The sequence below is a fragment of the Eubacteriaceae bacterium Marseille-Q4139 genome (assembly GCA_018223415.1).
GTDB lineage: Bacteria > Bacillota > Clostridia > Lachnospirales > Lachnospiraceae > CABSIM01.
In genome coordinates, this window is record JAGTTQ010000001.1 from 1134744 (window position 1) to 1151916 (window position 17173).

At 56.2% G+C, this 17173-nt stretch carries 16 protein-coding genes and 1 pseudogene; 1 reads left to right on the forward strand and 16 read right to left on the reverse strand.

Annotated elements, in window-relative coordinates; all coding sequences use genetic code 11:
* Positions 1–16 precede the first annotated feature (16 nt).
* From KE531_05340 to KE531_05400, 13 genes and pseudogenes are all read right to left on the reverse strand, one after another.
* Positions 17–232, reverse strand: a complete 216-nt coding sequence (locus tag KE531_05340; protein MBR9953051.1) for a transposon-transfer assisting family protein — start codon at positions 230–232, stop codon at positions 17–19.
* Position 233: 1 nt separating this feature from the next.
* A complete protein-coding gene (locus tag KE531_05345; protein MBR9953052.1) occupies positions 234–3455 on the reverse strand; it encodes a DUF4316 domain-containing protein in 3222 nt (1073 codons plus the stop codon).
* A gap of 2 nt (positions 3456–3457) precedes the next feature.
* Entirely contained in the window at positions 3458–3739 is a 282-nt protein-coding gene (locus tag KE531_05350) for an immunoglobulin (GenBank protein ID MBR9953053.1), read from the reverse strand.
* The gene (locus tag KE531_05355; GenBank protein ID MBR9953054.1) at positions 3736–5835 is read right to left on the reverse strand and encodes a DNA topoisomerase 3; all 2100 of its coding nucleotides are present in this window, start codon (positions 5833–5835) and stop codon (positions 3736–3738) included. The genes KE531_05350 and KE531_05355 overlap by 4 nt, the downstream gene beginning before the upstream one ends.
* 195 nt (positions 5836–6030) lie before the next feature.
* The gene (locus KE531_05360) at positions 6031–6804 is read right to left on the reverse strand and encodes a DUF4366 domain-containing protein (protein ID MBR9953055.1); all 774 of its coding nucleotides are present in this window, start codon (positions 6802–6804) and stop codon (positions 6031–6033) included.
* Positions 6794–7051, reverse strand: coding sequence for a DUF4315 family protein (locus KE531_05365; GenBank protein ID MBR9953056.1), 258 nt, complete (start codon positions 7049–7051; stop codon positions 6794–6796). Before KE531_05365 ends, KE531_05360 begins: the two co-directional genes overlap by 11 nt.
* Before the next feature lie 30 nt (positions 7052–7081).
* Positions 7082–8818, reverse strand: coding sequence for a CHAP domain-containing protein (locus tag KE531_05370; GenBank protein ID MBR9953057.1), 1737 nt, complete (start codon positions 8816–8818; stop codon positions 7082–7084).
* Entirely contained in the window at positions 8811–9179 is a 369-nt protein-coding gene (locus tag KE531_05375; protein MBR9953058.1) for a DUF3851 family protein, read from the reverse strand. The genes KE531_05370 and KE531_05375 overlap by 8 nt, the downstream gene beginning before the upstream one ends.
* 2 nt (positions 9180–9181) lie before the next feature.
* Positions 9182–11563: an ATP-binding protein gene (locus KE531_05380; GenBank protein MBR9953059.1), complete on the reverse strand. Its 2382-nt coding sequence runs from the start codon at positions 11561–11563 to the stop codon at positions 9182–9184.
* 10 nt (positions 11564–11573) lie between these two features.
* Positions 11574–11996: a PrgI family protein gene (locus tag KE531_05385; GenBank protein ID MBR9953060.1), complete on the reverse strand. Its 423-nt coding sequence runs from the start codon at positions 11994–11996 to the stop codon at positions 11574–11576.
* Positions 11997–12016: 20 nt separating this feature from the next.
* A complete protein-coding gene (locus tag KE531_05390) occupies positions 12017–12886 on the reverse strand; it encodes a hypothetical protein (GenBank protein MBR9953061.1) in 870 nt (289 codons plus the stop codon).
* 83 nt (positions 12887–12969) lie between these two features.
* Positions 12970–13134, reverse strand: a pseudogene (locus KE531_05395) (hypothetical protein).
* 21 nt (positions 13135–13155) lie between these two features.
* Positions 13156–14772, reverse strand: coding sequence for a recombinase family protein (locus tag KE531_05400; protein ID MBR9953062.1), 1617 nt, complete (start codon positions 14770–14772; stop codon positions 13156–13158).
* 225 nt (positions 14773–14997) lie between these two features.
* On the opposite strand from KE531_05400, the gene KE531_05405 reads away from it, so the two are divergent.
* Positions 14998–15198, forward strand: a complete 201-nt coding sequence (locus tag KE531_05405) for a hypothetical protein (GenBank protein MBR9953063.1) — start codon at positions 14998–15000, stop codon at positions 15196–15198.
* A 64-nt stretch (positions 15199–15262) separates the two neighbouring features.
* On the opposite strand, the gene KE531_05410 is transcribed toward KE531_05405, so the two are convergent.
* The 3 genes from KE531_05410 to KE531_05420 are packed head-to-tail and all read right to left on the reverse strand — an operon-like array spanning position 15263 to position 17105.
* Positions 15263–15457 carry a transposon-encoded TnpW family protein gene (locus KE531_05410; GenBank protein MBR9953064.1) on the reverse strand — a complete coding sequence of 65 codons (195 nt, stop codon included), beginning with the start codon at positions 15455–15457 and terminating at the stop codon, positions 15263–15265.
* A 14-nt stretch (positions 15458–15471) separates the two neighbouring features.
* Positions 15472–16314, reverse strand: a complete 843-nt coding sequence (locus KE531_05415; GenBank protein ID MBR9953065.1) for an ATP-binding protein — start codon at positions 16312–16314, stop codon at positions 15472–15474.
* Entirely contained in the window at positions 16311–17105 is a 795-nt protein-coding gene (locus KE531_05420) for a replication initiator protein A (protein MBR9953066.1), read from the reverse strand. Before KE531_05420 ends, KE531_05415 begins: the two co-directional genes overlap by 4 nt.
* Positions 17106–17173: the final 68 nt, after the last annotated feature.

The following is a 17173-nucleotide window of genomic DNA, read 5'->3' on the forward strand; positions in this document are numbered from 1 at the left end:
TCTTTATGTGTGTTTTTTACTCGTCGAAATCTGGGTACAGCTCCAGTTCGGCAAACTCGGTGTCGTTCATAGCTTGGAGTTTACCCAGGGCGCTGTCCGTCAGTTCCCGCAGCTCGGCTTCCTCCGGCGAAAGCTCACCGCGCATCTCCGTCAGAGCGTCGATCAGCCCGGTGCGGCTGCCGGTGTTGTAGATGCAAAGAAGGTTCGTTTCCTCAAAGGTGAAGTTGTTCATATCAAAGCTCCCTTTCCGCGCTCTTTTTTTGCGCTGTCTTTTTGTGTTCCGTCTTGGGCTGGCTTTTCAGCTGCTCCATTACGGACTTTTTCTTTTCCCGTTCCTCTCGATGGACGGCTGCTGCCAAGTCCATAAGAGAAATGGGCTGACCACTGCGGGCCTGTTGTTCCAGCTGGGCCACTGTCGGCTCCTTTGGGCCGTTATTGATGATACCGTCGATCATGCCGTAATCATCTTCCACCGTCATTTCCGCATTTCTCAGCGAATTTTCCGGCAAGAAACCTTGCACCTGGGTGAAACCAACACTGTCGCAGTAATGACAGGATACCTGACCATTCTGCTTGATGGCAACGATGTCACTGACGCTCATAGACGGGCTGTGAAAATCCACCGGCTTTTGCAGATTGAACTGCTCATACAGCCTTTCCAGCTGCTCCATAGTGCTGCCGGAACCGTCCAGAGGGGCGGTATAGATAAGGTCATAGTTACTCCGCTCTACGGACAGATTGTGCGATTGCAGCCAATCCAGATTCATAAAACGCACATTCTGCGGGTCATCCTTGCTCACCTGATAAATAGCAAAACAATTTCCCTCATGGGAAAGAAACGCCTGTTCCCGTTCCAACTGCCGATCCTGTCGTTCCAAAACTTTTTCGTGAAAGTCCGGGCTTTGCTCCCATTCCTCGCGGGACACAGCAAAGATACCGTCATGGGCGTCCAGGTCGGCAGTGTCAAAGGCCATTTCCGGGTTTTCACCCTCCTGGACGATATAAACGGTCAGGTCTCGCTCCATCAGCTCATAGGCTCGCTCTTTGGAGAGGGGCAGAAGGTCACCGTCCAGGTAGCCGCATTTCTCCAGATCATCCTGAGTCAGTGCCGGGTCCGGCATGGGATACTCGTCCAACGCCTGCTCCTGGGCATCCGGCAGCTGGGTGGCGGCAGCTTCTGTGGTCTGCTGGCTGACCTGTTCCTGCATCTGGTGGTAAGCCGCCTCCTGCAAAGTCTCGATCATGGACAGCGGCGCATACTTGATGGACTTGCCGCCCATCCCCAGGTCCTCGCAGATATGGCTAACCGCTGTGGAACGGCCCATATCCGGCCCGTCCAACTGGCCGCCGTCCATCTGCTTCATGGTTGCCACATCGTAGAGCGTGTAGTCCCAGCCGGTGTCGCAGGGCTGAACATGAAGGTAGCTGGTATCATCCAGCACCAACAGGGCCTCCCGGTACTCGGCGCTGGGCTGGACACTTTCGGTATTTTCCGGCTCGGTCAGCTGTTCCGGTTCAGTCATCGGCACCAGCTGATCCAAGCGTCCCATAAGCTCGGCAGCTTTTTGGGTGGTTTCATCCGGTTCATCCTCGTTCACGATATTCTGGAGCCATTCGCGTACACCGCTGGCATCTCCGCTTCGGAGTGTGGCAGTCAGTTCGTGCAGTGCGTCCTCACGGCTATCTGCATTGTTCCGATACTCATAAGGGTCATAATCGAAAGTGAACTGGTCGATGTCTGCTGCCAGCTGCTCGATAGAGTCCTGCTGCGGTTCCGTGGCGGCAGTCAGGTCAATGCCGCGCTCCTTGCAGATTTCCTTGTAGTTGCGCTCGATGTCGTTAATCAGCTCGCAGGAAGTCTTGTTGATGGTCTCCAGACTGGCCCGCAGCTCCTTCAGCTCCTTGTCCTTCGACCAGGAAGCGATGTAGCCAAAACTGTTCTCGCCGGTCTGGATGCCGAAATACTGGCAAACCGCATAAGAAATGCTCTCGGCCTCCACTTCCTCGGTGTTGCGGTTCTTGGCGGCCTGTTTCACCGCCGTCAGATCTTCCTCCACTTCCAACCGCCACTCAAACCGATTCTCGTCCACATAGCGCCAGCCTTCCTCGGCGGCGGCCTGTTCCGCCTCTGCTTCGGTGGCGAAGTCCAGACGGAAGTCATGCTTGGTGCCGCCCTCGCTCACCATCACGATCTTCCAGGTCGGCTCCGCTTCGTACTTTTTGGGGTCGTGGAGCTTACTGTGCGCGGTCTCATGGACAGCGGCGGAAACAGTCTGCACCTCGCTCATGCCTTCCCGGATGGCGATCCGCTGCTGGTCAGAGGAGAAATAGCCGTCCATGTTCTCGGCCATCGGCTCAAACTCGATGGGAACCGGAGCCGAGCGGCGCAGAGCTTCCATGAAAGCCTCATAGTGCGGCACCGTCCCGGACAGGCTGGAGGCCAGCTCTGGCAGGGGCTTTCCGTCCGTCTGGCTCACATCGAACACCTTCACCGGACGGAACATGGGGATTTCAATTTCTTTTTCCTCCATGACCGCCTTGCCATCCGCGTCCAGGATGGGTGCATGAGTATCCGGGTCGCGCTTCATTTCCTCGATCTTCTTTTTGTAGGGCGTGGGGGCAATGATGGTGATACCATGCTCACCCTTTTTCACATGGCGCTCAAACTGATTTTTCCACTTGTTGAACCCGGCCACCAGGGTGGCGTCCGGGCGCTGCATATAGATGAGCATGGTGTTGTTGACGGAGTAGCGGTGGAACTTGGACATGACGGACAGATAGCGCATATACTTCTCGCTCTCAAACAGTTCCTTGATACCCTGTTCAATGCCCGCTGTGATCTCTTGTAACCGTTCTCGATTGGTGGTCTTATCAGCCATGAATTTCACTCTCCTTTCCAATTTGGCTATTTCTGATTGATGTTCGGCAATCCACAGCTTTTGCTCCTCCGGGCTGTTCTCCAGAAAAAAATCCAGCAGATAGCCCACATAGTCCTTTTTCTGGATTGCCTCCATGAATCGGGGATGTGGATTTTCCTCCGGTGTTTTGGGTGTGTAGTCCGTTTCCCACTTGCGGAGCAAATGAAAGTAGTCGGCCAGGACACGAAAGGCATGGTCTCGGTCCTCCTTGAATTTCTGCGCCTCGGATTTCTGGCGGACATGGCGTCGCCGGGGAGGGGCCTGACTGTCATAAGCCAGGCCAAAATCCTGGGCCAGCTTCTCGGCGGCCTCTTTGGGGGACAGATTGTAGAGCCTCGCTGTGAAGTCAATCACATCGCCGGTGGCTCCGCAGCCAAAGCAATAAAAATATTCCTCGTTCAGCTTCATGCTGGGATTTTTGTCATCGTGGAAGGGACAACAGGCCATGCCGCTCCGGTTGACCTCGATTCCGTACATCTGCGCTGCTTCTCGGACGGTGATGGACTGCTTGACAGCCTCAAAGACACTTTCAGCCATGCTTACTCATTGCCTTTCTTGGGGGTGGGCGGCCTGTATCCGGCAGCCTTGGCCAGTTCACTGGCTGCCTTACGGCGCTCGGCGCTGTAAGGTTCCCGGACGGACACACAGCGTTTGGGAACGAGAAAGGTCTGGCGGTCCTTTTTCACAATCTGGTCCGGGTATTTCTCTGCCAGTCGCCGCAGCTTCTCCAGCAGCCGGGGGTCATGGGTATAGACCTCGGCGGTGGCTTCGGCCTGGTTGTAGAGGATGATGGTTTCCTGTTCATAGCGTGAGAGCTTCATCGTTTGCCACCTTTCTGCTGGTCAAACTCCAGCTTGAAGTTGGCGTACTGCCCATCATCCGCCAACACCACAGTGGCATCGTAGGTCTTGCCGGTTTTCTCGGAGTACAAGCCCCTCACATGAGCGCGGCCATCTTTGAGCAGTGCCGTTACGATGGCTTTGGTAGGTTGCTTGTGCTTCATCTCCCACCACTTGTTGTTTTTCCAAATTGCAAATTTGCAAGATTCTGTCTGACAGAAGAAGCCTTTTTGCATTTCTGCAACCTCTCCGCCACAGCGGGGGCATTTGCCCACCACTTCGTGGGAAGGGCTGAACAAATACTCCGTTCCCTTGATAGCTTGATAGGTTCCCACAAGTTCTTTGAGCATGGCACTAATCCCAGCCATGAAATCCTCCGGGGCCAGCTCGCCACGCTCGATCTCACCCAGCCGGTACTCCCACTCAGCAGTCAGAAGGGGCGATTGCAGCTGCTCCGGCAACACGGTGATAAGGGATACCGCGTCATGGGATGGCATGAGCTGCACGGTTTTCTTGCTCTTTTTGCGCTCCAAAAAGCCGGTGGAAACCAGCTTTTCCAGAATCCCGGCGCGGGTGGCCGGGGTCCCCAGGCCCTTGCGCTCGGCATCCTCCGGCATATCGTCCTTCCCGGCAGTCTCCATTGCGGAGAGTAGCGTATCTTCGGTGAAGTGCTTGGGCGGGGTGGTCTTGCCCTCCTTGACGGTAGCACCAGAAAGGGGCAGCGTCTGACCTTCAGACAGCTCAGGCAGAGCCTTGTCCTCGGGTTCTTTGTCCTGCTCCACATTCTTCAGCCCTGCGCGATAGGCAGCGTCCAGCGCCCGCCAGCCGTAATTTTTCACTGTGCGGCCTTTGGCAGTAAACTCCGCTCCGGCGCACTCGACAACAACGGCGGTTTCCGCAAAGGTATAGGGCTGGGCCACGGCGCACAGCAGGCGCAGAGCCACCAACTCCAGCACCGCCTTTTCGCCCACCGGCAGGCCGGACAGGTCCGCGCCCTGGAGGTTGCGGGTAGGGATCACTGCATGATGGTCGGTCACTTTCTTGTCGTTGACAATCTGGGCGGCATTGCAGGCAATCTCCATGCCATTGGAAAAGGGCATCGCCCCGGCAGTGAGCTGGACCAGCTCCGGTAGACTCGCCGCCATATCCGAAGTCAGATAGCGGCTGTCCGTCCGAGGGTAGGTACAGAGCTTCTTTTCATACAAATTTTGCAGGTAGTCCAGGGTTTGCTGGGCGGTGAACCCCAGCAGCCGGTTGGCGTCCCGTTGGAGGGTGGTCAGGTCATAGAGGGCGGGCGGCTTCTCGGATTTGTTTTTGCGCCCCACTTTTTTCACTGTGGCAGCCGCACCTTGGCAGGCCGTTTTCAGCTGTTGGGCGGCAGCCTTGTCTGCCATGCGCTCCCCGGAAACGGTGAAACCGGGCAGCTCCAGTGTGACCGTGTAGAATGGCACCGGCTTGAAGGTGTCGATCTCGGCTTCTCGCTGGACAATGAGGGCCAGCGTCGGGGACATGACACGTCCGATGTTGAGGGTCCGGTGGTACAGCACGGAAAACAGCCGGGTGGCATTGATACCCACCAGCCAGTCCGCTTTGGCGCGGCAGAGGGCCGCATCCCGCAGGCCGTCATAGTCTGCACCGGGGCGCAGGTTTGCAAAGCCCTCCCGGATGGCGGAATCCTCCATTGAGGAAATCCAGAGCCGCTTCATGGGCTTCTGGCAGCCCGCCAGCTCATAGACGCTGCGGAAGATCAGCTCCCCCTCGCGTCCGGCGTCGCAGGCGTTTACCACTTCGGTCACATCCGGGGCGTTCATCAGCTGCTTCAGCACATCAAACTGTTTCTTCTTGTCCTTGCTCACCACCATCTGCCAGGGTTCCGGCAGAATGGGCAGATCGTCATAGCGCCACTTGGCGTAGTCCGGGTTATAAGCGTCGGCGTCGGCCAGACCAGCCAGATGGCCCACACACCAGCTGACCCGCCAGCCGCCGCCCTCCAGATAGCCGTCCTTGCGGGCGGTGGCCCCAATCACGGCGGCCAGACTTTGGGCAACGGACGGTTTCTCAGCGATCACCAGCTTCATGGTTTTTCATCCTCCTTTCCCGCAGCCATGCGGTCAGCTGCCGGTGGCAGAATCCCACGCAGGGCTGACCGTCACGGTAATTTCCGCAGCCATAACAGGGGTGGCCGGGAGATAAAGTAGGAGGACGGGAAGTTTCCTTCCCGCCCTCCGGCCTGCGTGTCATCATGCGTTCATAGGGGCTGTCGGTGAAGCGGGTCAAACCGTCTTGTCCTCGCTTTCCTCGTCGCCGCCCCCGTCAGCGTCCGGCTCGTCAGATTCCTCGGTCTCCCAGGAGTCCTCGTCCTCCTGATCGGTATCATCCTCGCCGTAGTCATAATCGTCCAAATTGTCGTTGCCCTTGGTCTTGGGTCTGCTTTTTACCAGCTTAAAGTAGGCAAAAGCGCCGCCGCCACCCATCAGAGCCAGCACCGCCAAAAGAATGGCCGGATTCAGTCCTGCGGGTTTCTGCGCCGGTTCTTCCGGTTCCGGGGTTTCTTCCGGGGTCTCCGGTTCCGGCTCCTTACCCGTGCAGGCGCTCATATTGGTGGCACACACCGGGCAGGCCGTATTCACCGCACCGGCCACACATTTCTCCGTACAGGTACAGGTGGCGGGCTGCTCCTGGGTGGTCTGACCGTCCTCCATCAGCGCCATCAGGTCCGCCTCGTCCACCTGGTTTAAGAAGTGGACAGCGGTTTCCTTGTCCTCGTTGGCCCGGTCAATGAGGATGTAGAAGTAGTTGCCTGCCTTGGTGGTGACGGTGATGAGCTGCTTGTTGTCGCCGAAATCATCCACCAGGGCGGCGTTGCCATCCGGGGTCAGGGCCGGACTGTCCTCGGTTTCCTCCACGACCACATTGCTGTCGTTGGTGGCATCCTCCGCCGGAAGTTCTTCCGTTCCCTGGGCAAAGGCAGTCACGGAAAGGCCCATCATCAGCACCAGGGCGGCGCAGAGGGCCGAAAGGGTTTTGAAAATTTTCTTATTCTTCATGGTCGGTATCCTCCTGTTCGTTGTAGTTGGCGGAGGCAGCGGCCATGCCAGGGACCGTACCACCGGAGAGCATGGCGTTCAGCTGCTCCGGGGTCAGCCGCAGGGCGCGCACCATCTGAACGATTTCCAGGTTCTCCGCCTCGGTTTTCTGCGCCTCCAGGGTTTTCAGCTTGTCCTGGTACTCCGCGATCTTCTCGCGGACCTTGGCAATCTCCTGGTCAATGCGCTGGATTTTGTTCTTAGCCATTTCAATCACTCCTTTTCTCATAAATCGGCCTTACCAGTTCATCAGGCCGTAGCCCTTGATGCACTCGTAGGACAGGGAATAACTCTTGATCTTGCAGGCGTCGCCAGAATTGCCCTCCACGGTGTAGACCCGGCTGCCGTCTGTGCCGACCACAAGGCCCACATGGTCGGCGCTGCCATCCAGGTCCCAGTCAAAGAAGATGGCGTCGCCGGGGGCGATATTGGCGTAATCACGCCCGCCCCATTGTCCGTGAGACTGGAACCACGGAATACCCTGGGACTGGCAGGCGGCAAAGCGCGGCTCGGACAGCCCCATCTGGCCGTAGCACCAGGACACGAAGCAGGCGCACCATTCCACACGGGAATTGAAGCCGTACCAGCTCCAGTAGGGCTGACCGCCCACATTGCCCACCTGACTTTTGGCTATGTCCACCACGGCCTGATTGCCGGGGCGGGTGCCGTTGACGAATACCACGCCGGTCAGGTCCTCGGAGTTGCTCGTATCCGGGGAGCCGCCGCCGAAGATCAGCGGCTTGTTGCCCAGCGTCTGCCGGTACACCTGGTACATTTCCAGCTGTTCCGGGGTTAGCAGCTCCGAAGCCACGGAAGATATGGGCTTGCTGGTGAGCTTCACATTCAGAATGTAATACTCATACGGGACTTCCTCGGTGGTCGTCTCGCCGGTCACGGGGTCCGTGGAAGTTTCGGTGCGGTATCGTATCTCCACTTCCTCGGTAAGCGTCAGTTCATACTGTGCGTCGAACACGCGCTCCAGCTCGGCCTGGGCGCTCTGCCGGGTATAGCCTTGCAGCACGGCGGACAGGTAGGCTGCCAGCTCATGGGGGTCATGCCCGATCATATCCAGGTCATAGCGGTACTCGTCATACCCCGGATGGCTGCTTTCGATGTTGTCGATCTCGGCTTGCAGCGCCGTTTCTTTGGCAGCGTAGTCGGCCTCCACCGCCACCAGCTCAGGATCATCCGACGGGTAGGTGGTGCCGGACACCACGGAACCGATACTCTGCGCCATCATGGAGCAGGAGGACATGGTGTTGAGCAGCATACAGACCAGCAGGAAGATCGCACCCGCAATCAAAAAGCCCTTTTTGTGGCGCATGACAAACGCGCCCGCTTGCTGGGCTTTCTCCTTGACCGCCTTGGCCGCCATGCCGGTGGCCTCCGCAGTCTTGGCGGTGTTCCCGACAGCTTGACCGGCGCGCTTGGCGGCAGCGTATTCCTTTTTGATGGCCTGTTTCTGCTGCCAGCGGGAGATGGGGTTGCTGGCAAGCTGGGGATTTTCCCGCAGGGACTTCTGATACAAGGCGTTCACATTGGCCTTCTCCAGCTTCTGCTCGGCCTGGGCCGCCTTGCGGTAGGGCTTCAACTTGTGGCTGCGGTAGCCTTCCCGTGCAAGCCTAACGCCGGTCTCGGCAGCCTCCTCGGACTTGTGGGCGCTCTCCACGCCCACATTGTCCTGTTCGGTCTCCCGGATTTCCTTGTGGAGCTTCCCCAGAGCGGCATTGGCGGGGGTATCCCGCACCGCATGGGACAATTTGGAGGGCGGCTTCTTCTTGTCCTCCAGCACCAGCTTGGTGGTCACTTTGCCGGTCTCCGGGTCCACCGTCTTTTGCCGGACCTGCTTTTTGGGGATTTTGGCCTGCGCCTTGTCTGCTTTGGCGGCGGCCTTGTCCGCCTTACGGATGGGCTTCTCCAGAGCCGGGTCAGCCCGTTCCTCGTCCGTAAAGCGCAGGCGCGGTTCCTTATTCAAACCATTCCCCCAACATGAGGGAGGCCGTCATGTAGCGCAGCTCCACATAGACGGCCAGCCCCACAGGGTCACGGGAGGGGTGCTGAAGCAGATGGGCGTAGATCTGCGCCACCACATTGGCCAGCAGCTCGGACTGCCCGCCCTCGAAGATGACGATGGCCGGGACGCCGTTCATGGCGCACCAGATTTCCGTCAGGCGCAGCAGGCCCGCTTCGCCGTCCTCGTTCAGCTCCGCAGCCTGATCCGCCGCCGTGCGGGTCTCGCTGACGGCATCGGCCAGCTCGGTGAGCAGCTGGGTGCGCTCACCCTCCAGGGCATCGTCAAAAAACATCATGGTATTCAGTTCGGTGTTGGGTTTCATGGTCATTCATCCTCCTTTTTCAGTTCCTGGGGTTTGGTGGTCATAATGCGGTACAGCTCGGTGTTCTTGGGGAAATGGTCCACGAAAGGCAGGATCGTGGAGCCATAGAACAGCAGGCCCTCGCCCTCGCTGGAGTGGGTCACATAGGAAAGCTGGTGAGGGGAAATGCCCAGCTGCTTGGCGAGAATCTGCCGGTCCCCGCCCGCCTGGTTGAGCATATACACGAAGTCGGAGTTCTCAAAGATGTTCTCCACCTCGCGGGAAGAAAGCAAGTCTTTGACATTCTGCGTGATGCCGGTGGGGATGCCGCCCCATTTTCTGAACCGCTTCCAAATCTCCACCGTGTAGGCGGCGGTCTGTTCCTCTTTCAGCAGCAGGTGCATCTCGTCGATGTAGTAACGGGTGGATTTGTGGGCAGCACGGTTGATGGTAACGCGGTTCCACACTTGGTCCTGGACCACCAGCATACCGATCTTTTTCAGCTGCTTGCCCAGCTCCTTGATGTCGTAGCAGACGATACGGTTGTTGATGTCCACATTGCTCTGATGGTTAAACACATTGAGGGAGCCGGTCACATAGATTTCCAGCGCCGTGGCGATGTACTGCGCCTCTTTCTCGTCCTGCGCCCGCAGCAGGTTGTAGAGGTCCTCCAGGATGGGCATATTCTCCGGGCGGGGGTCATTGAGATAGTCCTGATACACCAGCCGCACACAGCGGTCAATGATGGTTTTCTGAACCGGCTGCAAGCCCTCTTTGCCGCCTACGATCAGCTCGCACAGAGACAGGATGAAGTCGGACTTGAGAGACAGCGGACTTTCATCGTCCGAGTAGTCCAGGTTCAAATCCATAGGGTTAATGTAATTGCTGCTGGTGGGCGAAATCTTGATGACCTGCCCATGCAGGCGCTCCACCAAGGGCGCGTACTCGGCCTCCGGGTCGCAGATAATGATGTCATCATTGGTGAGCAGGAAACAGTTGGCGATCTCGCGCTTGGCGCTGAAGGACTTGCCGGAACCAGGGGTGCCGAGAATCAGTCCATTGGGGTTTTTCAGCAGCTTGCGGTCCACCATGATGAGGTTGTTGGACAGGGCGTTGATACCGTAGTACAGCGCCTCTTTGCCGTTCTGGAAAAGCTCCTGGGTGGTGAACGGAACAAAGATAGCCGTGGAACTGGTGGTCAGCCCCCGCTGAATCTCGATCTGATTGAGGCCCAAGGGCAGCGCAGACATCAGCCCTTCTTCCTGCTGGAAGTCAAGCCTTGTCAGCTGGCAGTTGTACTTCTGTGCGATGGAACTGGCCTGGAACACATTGTTGCCCAGCTGCCGGGGATTGTCCGCCGTGTTCAGCACCAGGAAGGTCACAAGGAACATTCGCTCGTTTCGGCTCTGCAAATCCTGCAAGAGCTTCTTGGCCTCGGCACCGTAGGTGGCAAGGTCGGAGGGAATGATGTCCATGTCATATCCGGCGCGGACGGCTTTTTTCTGTTCCTCAATTTTGGATTTATCCAGGTCGGTGATTTTCCGCTTGACCGTCTTGATGGCCTTGATCTGATCTACGGACTGGATATGCAGGCTGACGATCAGAGAGCTTTCCATATCCAGAAAATCCGCCAGCATCCGGTCATTCAGCTCCGGGGCGAGGATCTGCAAAAAAGAAACAGCCCCGTATTTTTTACCCATACGGAACTGTTTGCCGGTGCGGAACTCGAAGCCGGACGGCGCGATGAAATCCTTGGTGGACAGACCGGACGGAGCCAGCCAGTCCCATTCAAAGCGGAACGGCACCTGTTCATCCATGTGGAAAATGCCGTGAAGCTGTGCCAGCCGCGCCTTGCCGTCCAGGGTCTCGGCGGCCACGCCCAGGCGTTTGAAGTTGTTGAGAATGTCGGTCTCAATGCGCTCCAGACGGGGCTTGGCGGCCTTGAGGCTGTCGGCGTCGATGCCGAAAGTCAGGTACTTGGTCTTGATAAGACCGTTGTTGCCTCTTGCCAGCTGGTTTTGCAGCATGGTGGTGTACTCCACCCGGATGCTGTCAAAATCATCCCCCTGGAGAGGAATGTTGATGGCGCGGGCAAAGGTCTCCTCAGAGGCTGCCAGGTTCAAAAAGGACAGCTGGAACTGAATGGAGCTGTCGAAGTAGTTGAGGAAATCGCACCAGCCCTCGAAGATCGCTGTCTTGTCCTCGTTCTGCGAGAGCTGATAGTTGATGTCCTGGAATTGGATGGTCTTTGTGTAGCGGCTGCCTGCCACACGGCAGATGCCGTCCGGCCACATCCGTTCATAGGGGATACTGTCCTGAGCCGATTTTTTCTTTTTGTCTGTGCGATTGGCACGGGCAATGGCAGCCTCGATCTGCTTTCTGTCGGCGCGGGACAGCTTTTTCATCTTTTTCTGATTAACCGGCTGCGCGGTCTTTTCGTCTTTTCCGAACAGCCGGTGCAGCCAGCTTTTGATTACCGTGAACAATGTCATACACCTCCTTGTCGAGTTTTTCCTGCCGTTCCAAAACGGCATAGAAGTTGTTGGTCTGATACGGGCGCTCCTTGGGCCGGATGACGGCCACCTTGATGATATTGCCCACGATCTTTTCCAGGGGCTGACCGTGTTTTTCATACATCGCCAGCATGAAGAAGGGCAGCATGACCAGCATCATACACATGGCAGCCACGCTGTTTCCCACAGGCCCCCGGAGCAGGAAGAAAAGCGGTACGCCGATCAGCGCACCGCCGCCGAAGCAGACAAGCTGCCTCTTGGTTAAGTTGAACGCGACCTTGGTTTTGACTTTCGTAAGATCCTTGGGTACAGGTACATAAGCCAAAGGGATTACCTCCTTCCTGGTTAATGTGCATTGAAAACGGATTTTGCGAGGCTGCCGGTCTTAAAGAGCGTAAAGCACAACAGGACCGTATAGCCCACGCAGCTCCAGATGGCCATAATGATGTCGGATTCGGTGGCAATACTCTGCACCAGCACGGCGTAGATCGCCACACAGACGATGATGAGAAATGCCTGGAAGCCCAGGGCGATCAACGAGCGCAGATAGTTCTGGCCCATACCGCCCCATTCCTTGCCCATCATGGTGGCCATAGGGATGGGAGCCACCGAGGTCACAAGGTAAATCTCAATCATACGGCCATAAATCACGATAAAGATACAAATGTAAAGCGCCCACATGGTAATGCCGATAAAGAGCGACTGGAACCACAGGCCGAACAGCGGCCCCAGGTCCATATCCATCAGCCGGGACTCCATATCGGTCATGACAGAGGAGATGTCGATGGAAGCGTCGGAACCGATGATGCCCGCCGCCTGCGCCACCACACTTTGAGCTGCGTCAAACACGCCCATCACGATGTTCCAGGTGTTTGAGACGATGAGGATGGCAGCGGCAGATTTGAACACCCATTTGAAGATCATCCAGGTGTCCACATCATGCAGGTTGTTCTTGTCGGTAATCATCTGAATCAGCTCCAGCGTCATCACGATAGCCAGGATCACGCCAGCAATCGGCACCATGATGGAGTTGGAGAGATTTTGGATCATGCTGAAAATACTCCCGTTCCAGCCCTGAGGGGTCTGGCCCACCTGTGTCGCAATGTCTGCGACCTGCTGGTTCACGCTATCGAACATCCCCGATAAGTTGCTCATAATGCCGCCTACCAACATTTCCTTGAGCCAGTCAGTAAGGGCATCGAGTAAGAAATCCATACGGTGTCAACCTCCTTTCAGCCGCCCCCGCTTGGGGGCAGGGGCGGCAAGGATTTCTTATGACAGCTTAACGACGGGAGCGATCAGACGGTGAACAGGCTGGAGAGCAGGGGTACGAGGACCATGCCGACCACGGCGACGCCAGCGCCAGCCATGAGCTGCTTCATGCCCTGGGACTTTGCTTATGTGTGATAAAGAAGCAATAGAAGTGCAAAAAATTTTGCCGTTCCTATCCGACACTTGGCCATTGTGTCGGATAGGTCGGGCGGTTATTCGGGCAAGTCAATCTTGCCGACAAAGCTGTAATAAATCTCAATGTCCTGCCTGCGGGTGCCGTTCTCATCATAGCTGCACTCATGCACCACAATTTTCTCGATCATTTCCCGCAAGAGAGTGGGGGTCAGTTCTTCAAAGGCAAGGTGCTTGCGGACAATGCCCATAAATTTCTCGGCGTTGACGGTAGCTGCCTGTGACTTGTCCAGTTCGGCTTGCAGGGCGGCGGCTCTCTTTTTCAGCTCCGCTTGCTCGGCTTCGTAGTCAGCCGACAGTTCCATGAAACGCTCATCGCTGATTTTGCCGTTTACATTGTCCTCATACAGCCGCTTGATAATGCGGCTGATTTCAGAAATGCGTTCCTGCGCCTGTTCAAGCTGCTTGATGGCTGCGGCGGTCTTTCGCTTGCCGCCGATCTCGTTCTGCTGGACAAGTAGTTTCACAAACCGGCTCTCATGCTTGGCTGCGTATTCGGTCACTTGCCGGAGATTTGCCAGGACACCAGCGGTCAACAGATCGGTGCGGATAAAGTGCGCCGTACAGTTGCGGGTGCGCTTCTTGTAGCTGCCGCAGATGTAGCAGTCCTGTTTGCGGTCTTTGTTCTGATACCGCTGCTGATACAGCACATGGCCGCAGTCGGCGCAGAACAAAATCCCGGAGAACAGCCCCACTTCATCGTAGCGGTTCGGGCGTTTGCGCTGTTTGCGTAACTCCTGCACCCGTTCCCATGTTTCCTTGTCGATGATCGGCTCATGGTGGTTCTCGAAAATGGCCTGCTTCTCGACGGGGTTCTCTATGCTGTGCTTGACCTTATAAGAAGGCTTTTCCGTTTTGAAGTTCACCAGACATCCGGTGTACTCTCGGTTTTCGAGGATATGAACGACGGTGTTGGTCGCCCATTTGCACTCATAGCCTGGGTGATAACGGCGGGTGCTGCCTGTCCGCTGATATTCCAGCGTCCCCGGCGTGGGGATTTGCTGCTCCGTCAGCATACGGGCAATCTTGGTCGGGCCGTTCCCGGCAAGGCAAAGCTGGTAAATCTGCTGCACCACCGGGGCGGCTTCCTCGTCTATAATAAAATTCTCGTCCTCGTCCATCACATAGCCGTAAACCGGCTTGCTGGTAACAGGCTTGCCGCTCATGCCTTTTGACTTTTTCACTGCCTTGATTTTCTTGCTCGTATCTCTCACCAGCCATTCATTGAACAGATTTCGCAGCGGGGTAAAATCGTTGTCCATGCCCTCGCTGGCACTGTCCACATTATCGTTGACAGCGATAAAACGCACACCCTTTTGAGGGAACAGCATTTCCGTGTAAAACCCTACCTGCAAGTAGTTTCGCCCTAACCGGCTCATGTCCTTGACGATGACCGTACCCACTTTCCCGGCTTCAATGTCCGCAAGCATGGCTTGAAATCCGGGCCGCTGGAAGTTCGCGCCGGAAAAACCGTCGTCGGTGTACCAGCGCAGATTGGTAAAGCCGTTCTGTTTTGCGTAGGTTTCGAGTATCCTTTTTTGGTTCGATATGGAATTACTCTCGCCTTGCAATTCATCCTCGTGGGACAATCTCGGATAAAGGGCGGTAATGAGGTTTTGGGTGGCTTGTCTTAACATAAAATCCTCCGTTTCCGACAGCCAGCCCCACTATTCCGTGGTTTCATTGTACCACGGAACGGCGGGGGCTGTACAGCGGCAAAAGCGTTAAATTTGCTTCTTTACAGCTTTTCAATTTTCCGATTTTTATGGTATGGGTTGTCGTCCCATATTTGCAGTAGAAAAGTTCATAACTCCGTGGTATACTCTGATTTAACAAAAAAATCAGAAGTTAAAGGAGAAAACATGAAGTATACAATAGATGAATTAACCGCGGCCAAAAGGCAAATTGATTCAACTCTGCACAAGCTAAGAGAAACAGTAAAAACATTTGAATCAAAGGATAATTCCGAGCGTTATAAATCACAAATCACATTGGCAAAGAGAAGAATAAAAGCCTTTGAAATTGCAAATTATTTTATAGAGAATGAGATTAAGAATTGCTAAAGCACTTCCGATTTTCGTTCCAGCGGTCATGCTCCCTGGCATGGCCGCTTTTCCATGCCCCGGTTCACGCCGGATAAGTCGGCTCCTGTGTAGCAGCGGCTTCCGCTTCCAGTACCCGCGCCATTTTGTCGGCGGCTGTGGTTGTGGTGTCTTTCTTGAAATAGCCGGACACGACAAGGACGGAATTGCCCATGCGGATTTCCGTCACACAGTCAGGGCGGCGGGTGGTGCGGGTGTCGTGCTGCTTGTTATCTGCCATAGGCAATACTCCTTTCAGTCGGTAATCAGTTTCTTCATGCTCTCCATTTTCCGCTTGGCGGTTTCCTGCCGGAAGTTGTCGCCGGTAAAGCGTACCGGGACGCACATGGAAAGCAGGCGGTCATAAATCCGGGAATGGGCGGTGTCCTCCGGGTTGTGCAGGTCGTCCAGCGTAAGGTTGGTCGTGACGATCAGCGGCTTGCCGCTGCGGTAACGGCTGTCAATCACATTGAACACCTGTTCCAGCCCGTATTCCGTCCCGCGTTCCATGCCGAAGTCGTCAAGGATCAGCAGCGGATAACGACAAAGGCGGGAAATGTACTCGTTGCGCCCCTCAAAGCTGGCGGCAAGGTCATTGAGGATAAGAGCAAAGTTCGTCATGCGGACGGGGATTTCTTTCTCCATGAGGGCGTTTGCGATACAGCCTGCAAGGTAGCTTTTGCCGGTGCCTACGCCGCCCCAGAACAGGCAGCCGATATTGTCTGTCCGCATATCTTCCCAATGCTCCACATACCGGCGGGCAAGCCCGGTCTGCGGGTTCCTGCCGTTGTCGTTCTCGAAAGTCCAGTCCCGCATGGTGGGGTCGGTAAAGCCCCGGCGTTTCAGTTCTTCCACGGTGTCAAGGTGTCTGCGCCGCTTTTCGGCGGCTTCCCGTTCCTCGCGGGCGGTTCTCTGGCAGTCGCACTCTGCCGGGTGGCGGTCGCGCCCGAAGATAGCGGCCTTATCCGGCGCAAAATAGGCTTCTTTCGGCTTGCGGCACTTGCCGCAGTACAGTAAACCGTCCTCGCCGGTGTAGTCCTCCGGCTCCGGGATGGTGGTCGTCATATTCTCCAAAACCGCGTTGATTTCATTCTTCATAAACTCTCGCCCTCCTTGCATGAGTAGTCTGGTATGCCCTTTTTAGGGGCTTCCTTTTTGTCGTTCCCCGCCCATATCCGCAGGGCGGCGGCATAGTTCTGGTAGCTTTTCCCGTTGGCGGCAAGGTAGCGGCTCATTTCCTCGATGAACCGTTCCAGCCTGTCAGGGTACTCTGCCTGCAACTCGTCGTATTCGGTCTGTGACAGAAAAATATTTCCATATCGGCCATAGGGCGCGGACGGCCCCCCACTCACTCCCTTTGTTTGGCTCTCTGTAAGGTTGTTTATAGTAGTTTGGTTAGGGGACGGTTTTCCGACCATCATAAGGTCGGTTTTCTGACCATCAGTAGGACGGTTTTCCGGCTCTATGAGGGGCGGACTTCCGGCCATCAGTTGGTCTGAAAACTGTACCTGTGGCACTGGCGGTACTTTGACATAAAGCCGGTTCGGTGCGGAGAAGCCGCCCCGTTCCCGTTCCAACAGCCCCGCCGTGTCCAGTTCATTAAGCGCCCCCTTGATGGTGGTGCTGCCTTTATCCAGTATTTCTGCTATCTCCGCGATGGGATAGATAATATAAATCCTGCCCTCGTCGTCCAGCCACTTGTTTTTCTGGGAGAGGGTGGAACGGTCTAACAGCAGCGAATACAGCAGCTTGGCGGTCTGTGAAATCTCCATTTTCAGCAGGAAACGGGGATACGGCAGATAGGCGGGCAGCCGCGTGTCTGCCCTGATATAATCAGCGATAGGATCACCTCCCTGTGTTCGGGTTGATTTTGGCGTATTGTCACGCATTAAAACGCCGTTTCCGGGGGAAAAGGATAAATGTATCGCGTACCCTTTGACACCCACGAAAAAAGCCT

Excerpts from the sequence above, each read along its gene's own strand:
- KE531_05340 (MBR9953051.1), bottom strand. The coding sequence starts at position 232 with ATGAACAACTTCACCTTTGAGGAAACGAACCTTCTTTGCATCTACAAC.
- KE531_05345 (MBR9953052.1), bottom strand. The coding sequence starts at position 3,455 with ATGGCTGAAAGTGTCTTTGAGGCTGTCAAGCAGTCCATCACCGTCCGA.
- KE531_05350 (MBR9953053.1), bottom strand. The coding sequence starts at position 3,739 with ATGAAGCTCTCACGCTATGAACAGGAAACCATCATCCTCTACAACCAG.
- KE531_05355 (MBR9953054.1), bottom strand. The coding sequence starts at position 5,835 with ATGAAGCTGGTGATCGCTGAGAAACCGTCCGTTGCCCAAAGTCTGGCC.
- KE531_05360 (MBR9953055.1), bottom strand. The coding sequence starts at position 6,804 with ATGAAGAATAAGAAAATTTTCAAAACCCTTTCGGCCCTCTGCGCCGCC.
- KE531_05365 (MBR9953056.1), bottom strand. The coding sequence starts at position 7,051 with ATGGCTAAGAACAAAATCCAGCGCATTGACCAGGAGATTGCCAAGGTC.
- KE531_05375 (MBR9953058.1), bottom strand. The coding sequence starts at position 9,179 with ATGAAACCCAACACCGAACTGAATACCATGATGTTTTTTGACGATGCC.
- KE531_05380 (MBR9953059.1), bottom strand. The coding sequence starts at position 11,563 with ATGAAAAAGCTGTCCCGCGCCGACAGAAAGCAGATCGAGGCTGCCATT.
- KE531_05390 (MBR9953061.1), bottom strand. The coding sequence starts at position 12,886 with ATGGATTTCTTACTCGATGCCCTTACTGACTGGCTCAAGGAAATGTTG.
- KE531_05400 (MBR9953062.1), bottom strand. The coding sequence starts at position 14,772 with ATGTTAAGACAAGCCACCCAAAACCTCATTACCGCCCTTTATCCGAGA.
- KE531_05405 (MBR9953063.1), top strand. The coding sequence starts at position 14,998 with ATGAAGTATACAATAGATGAATTAACCGCGGCCAAAAGGCAAATTGAT.
- KE531_05410 (MBR9953064.1), bottom strand. The coding sequence starts at position 15,457 with ATGGCAGATAACAAGCAGCACGACACCCGCACCACCCGCCGCCCTGAC.
- KE531_05415 (MBR9953065.1), bottom strand. The coding sequence starts at position 16,314 with ATGAAGAATGAAATCAACGCGGTTTTGGAGAATATGACGACCACCATC.
- KE531_05420 (MBR9953066.1), bottom strand. The coding sequence starts at position 17,105 with ATGCGTGACAATACGCCAAAATCAACCCGAACACAGGGAGGTGATCCT.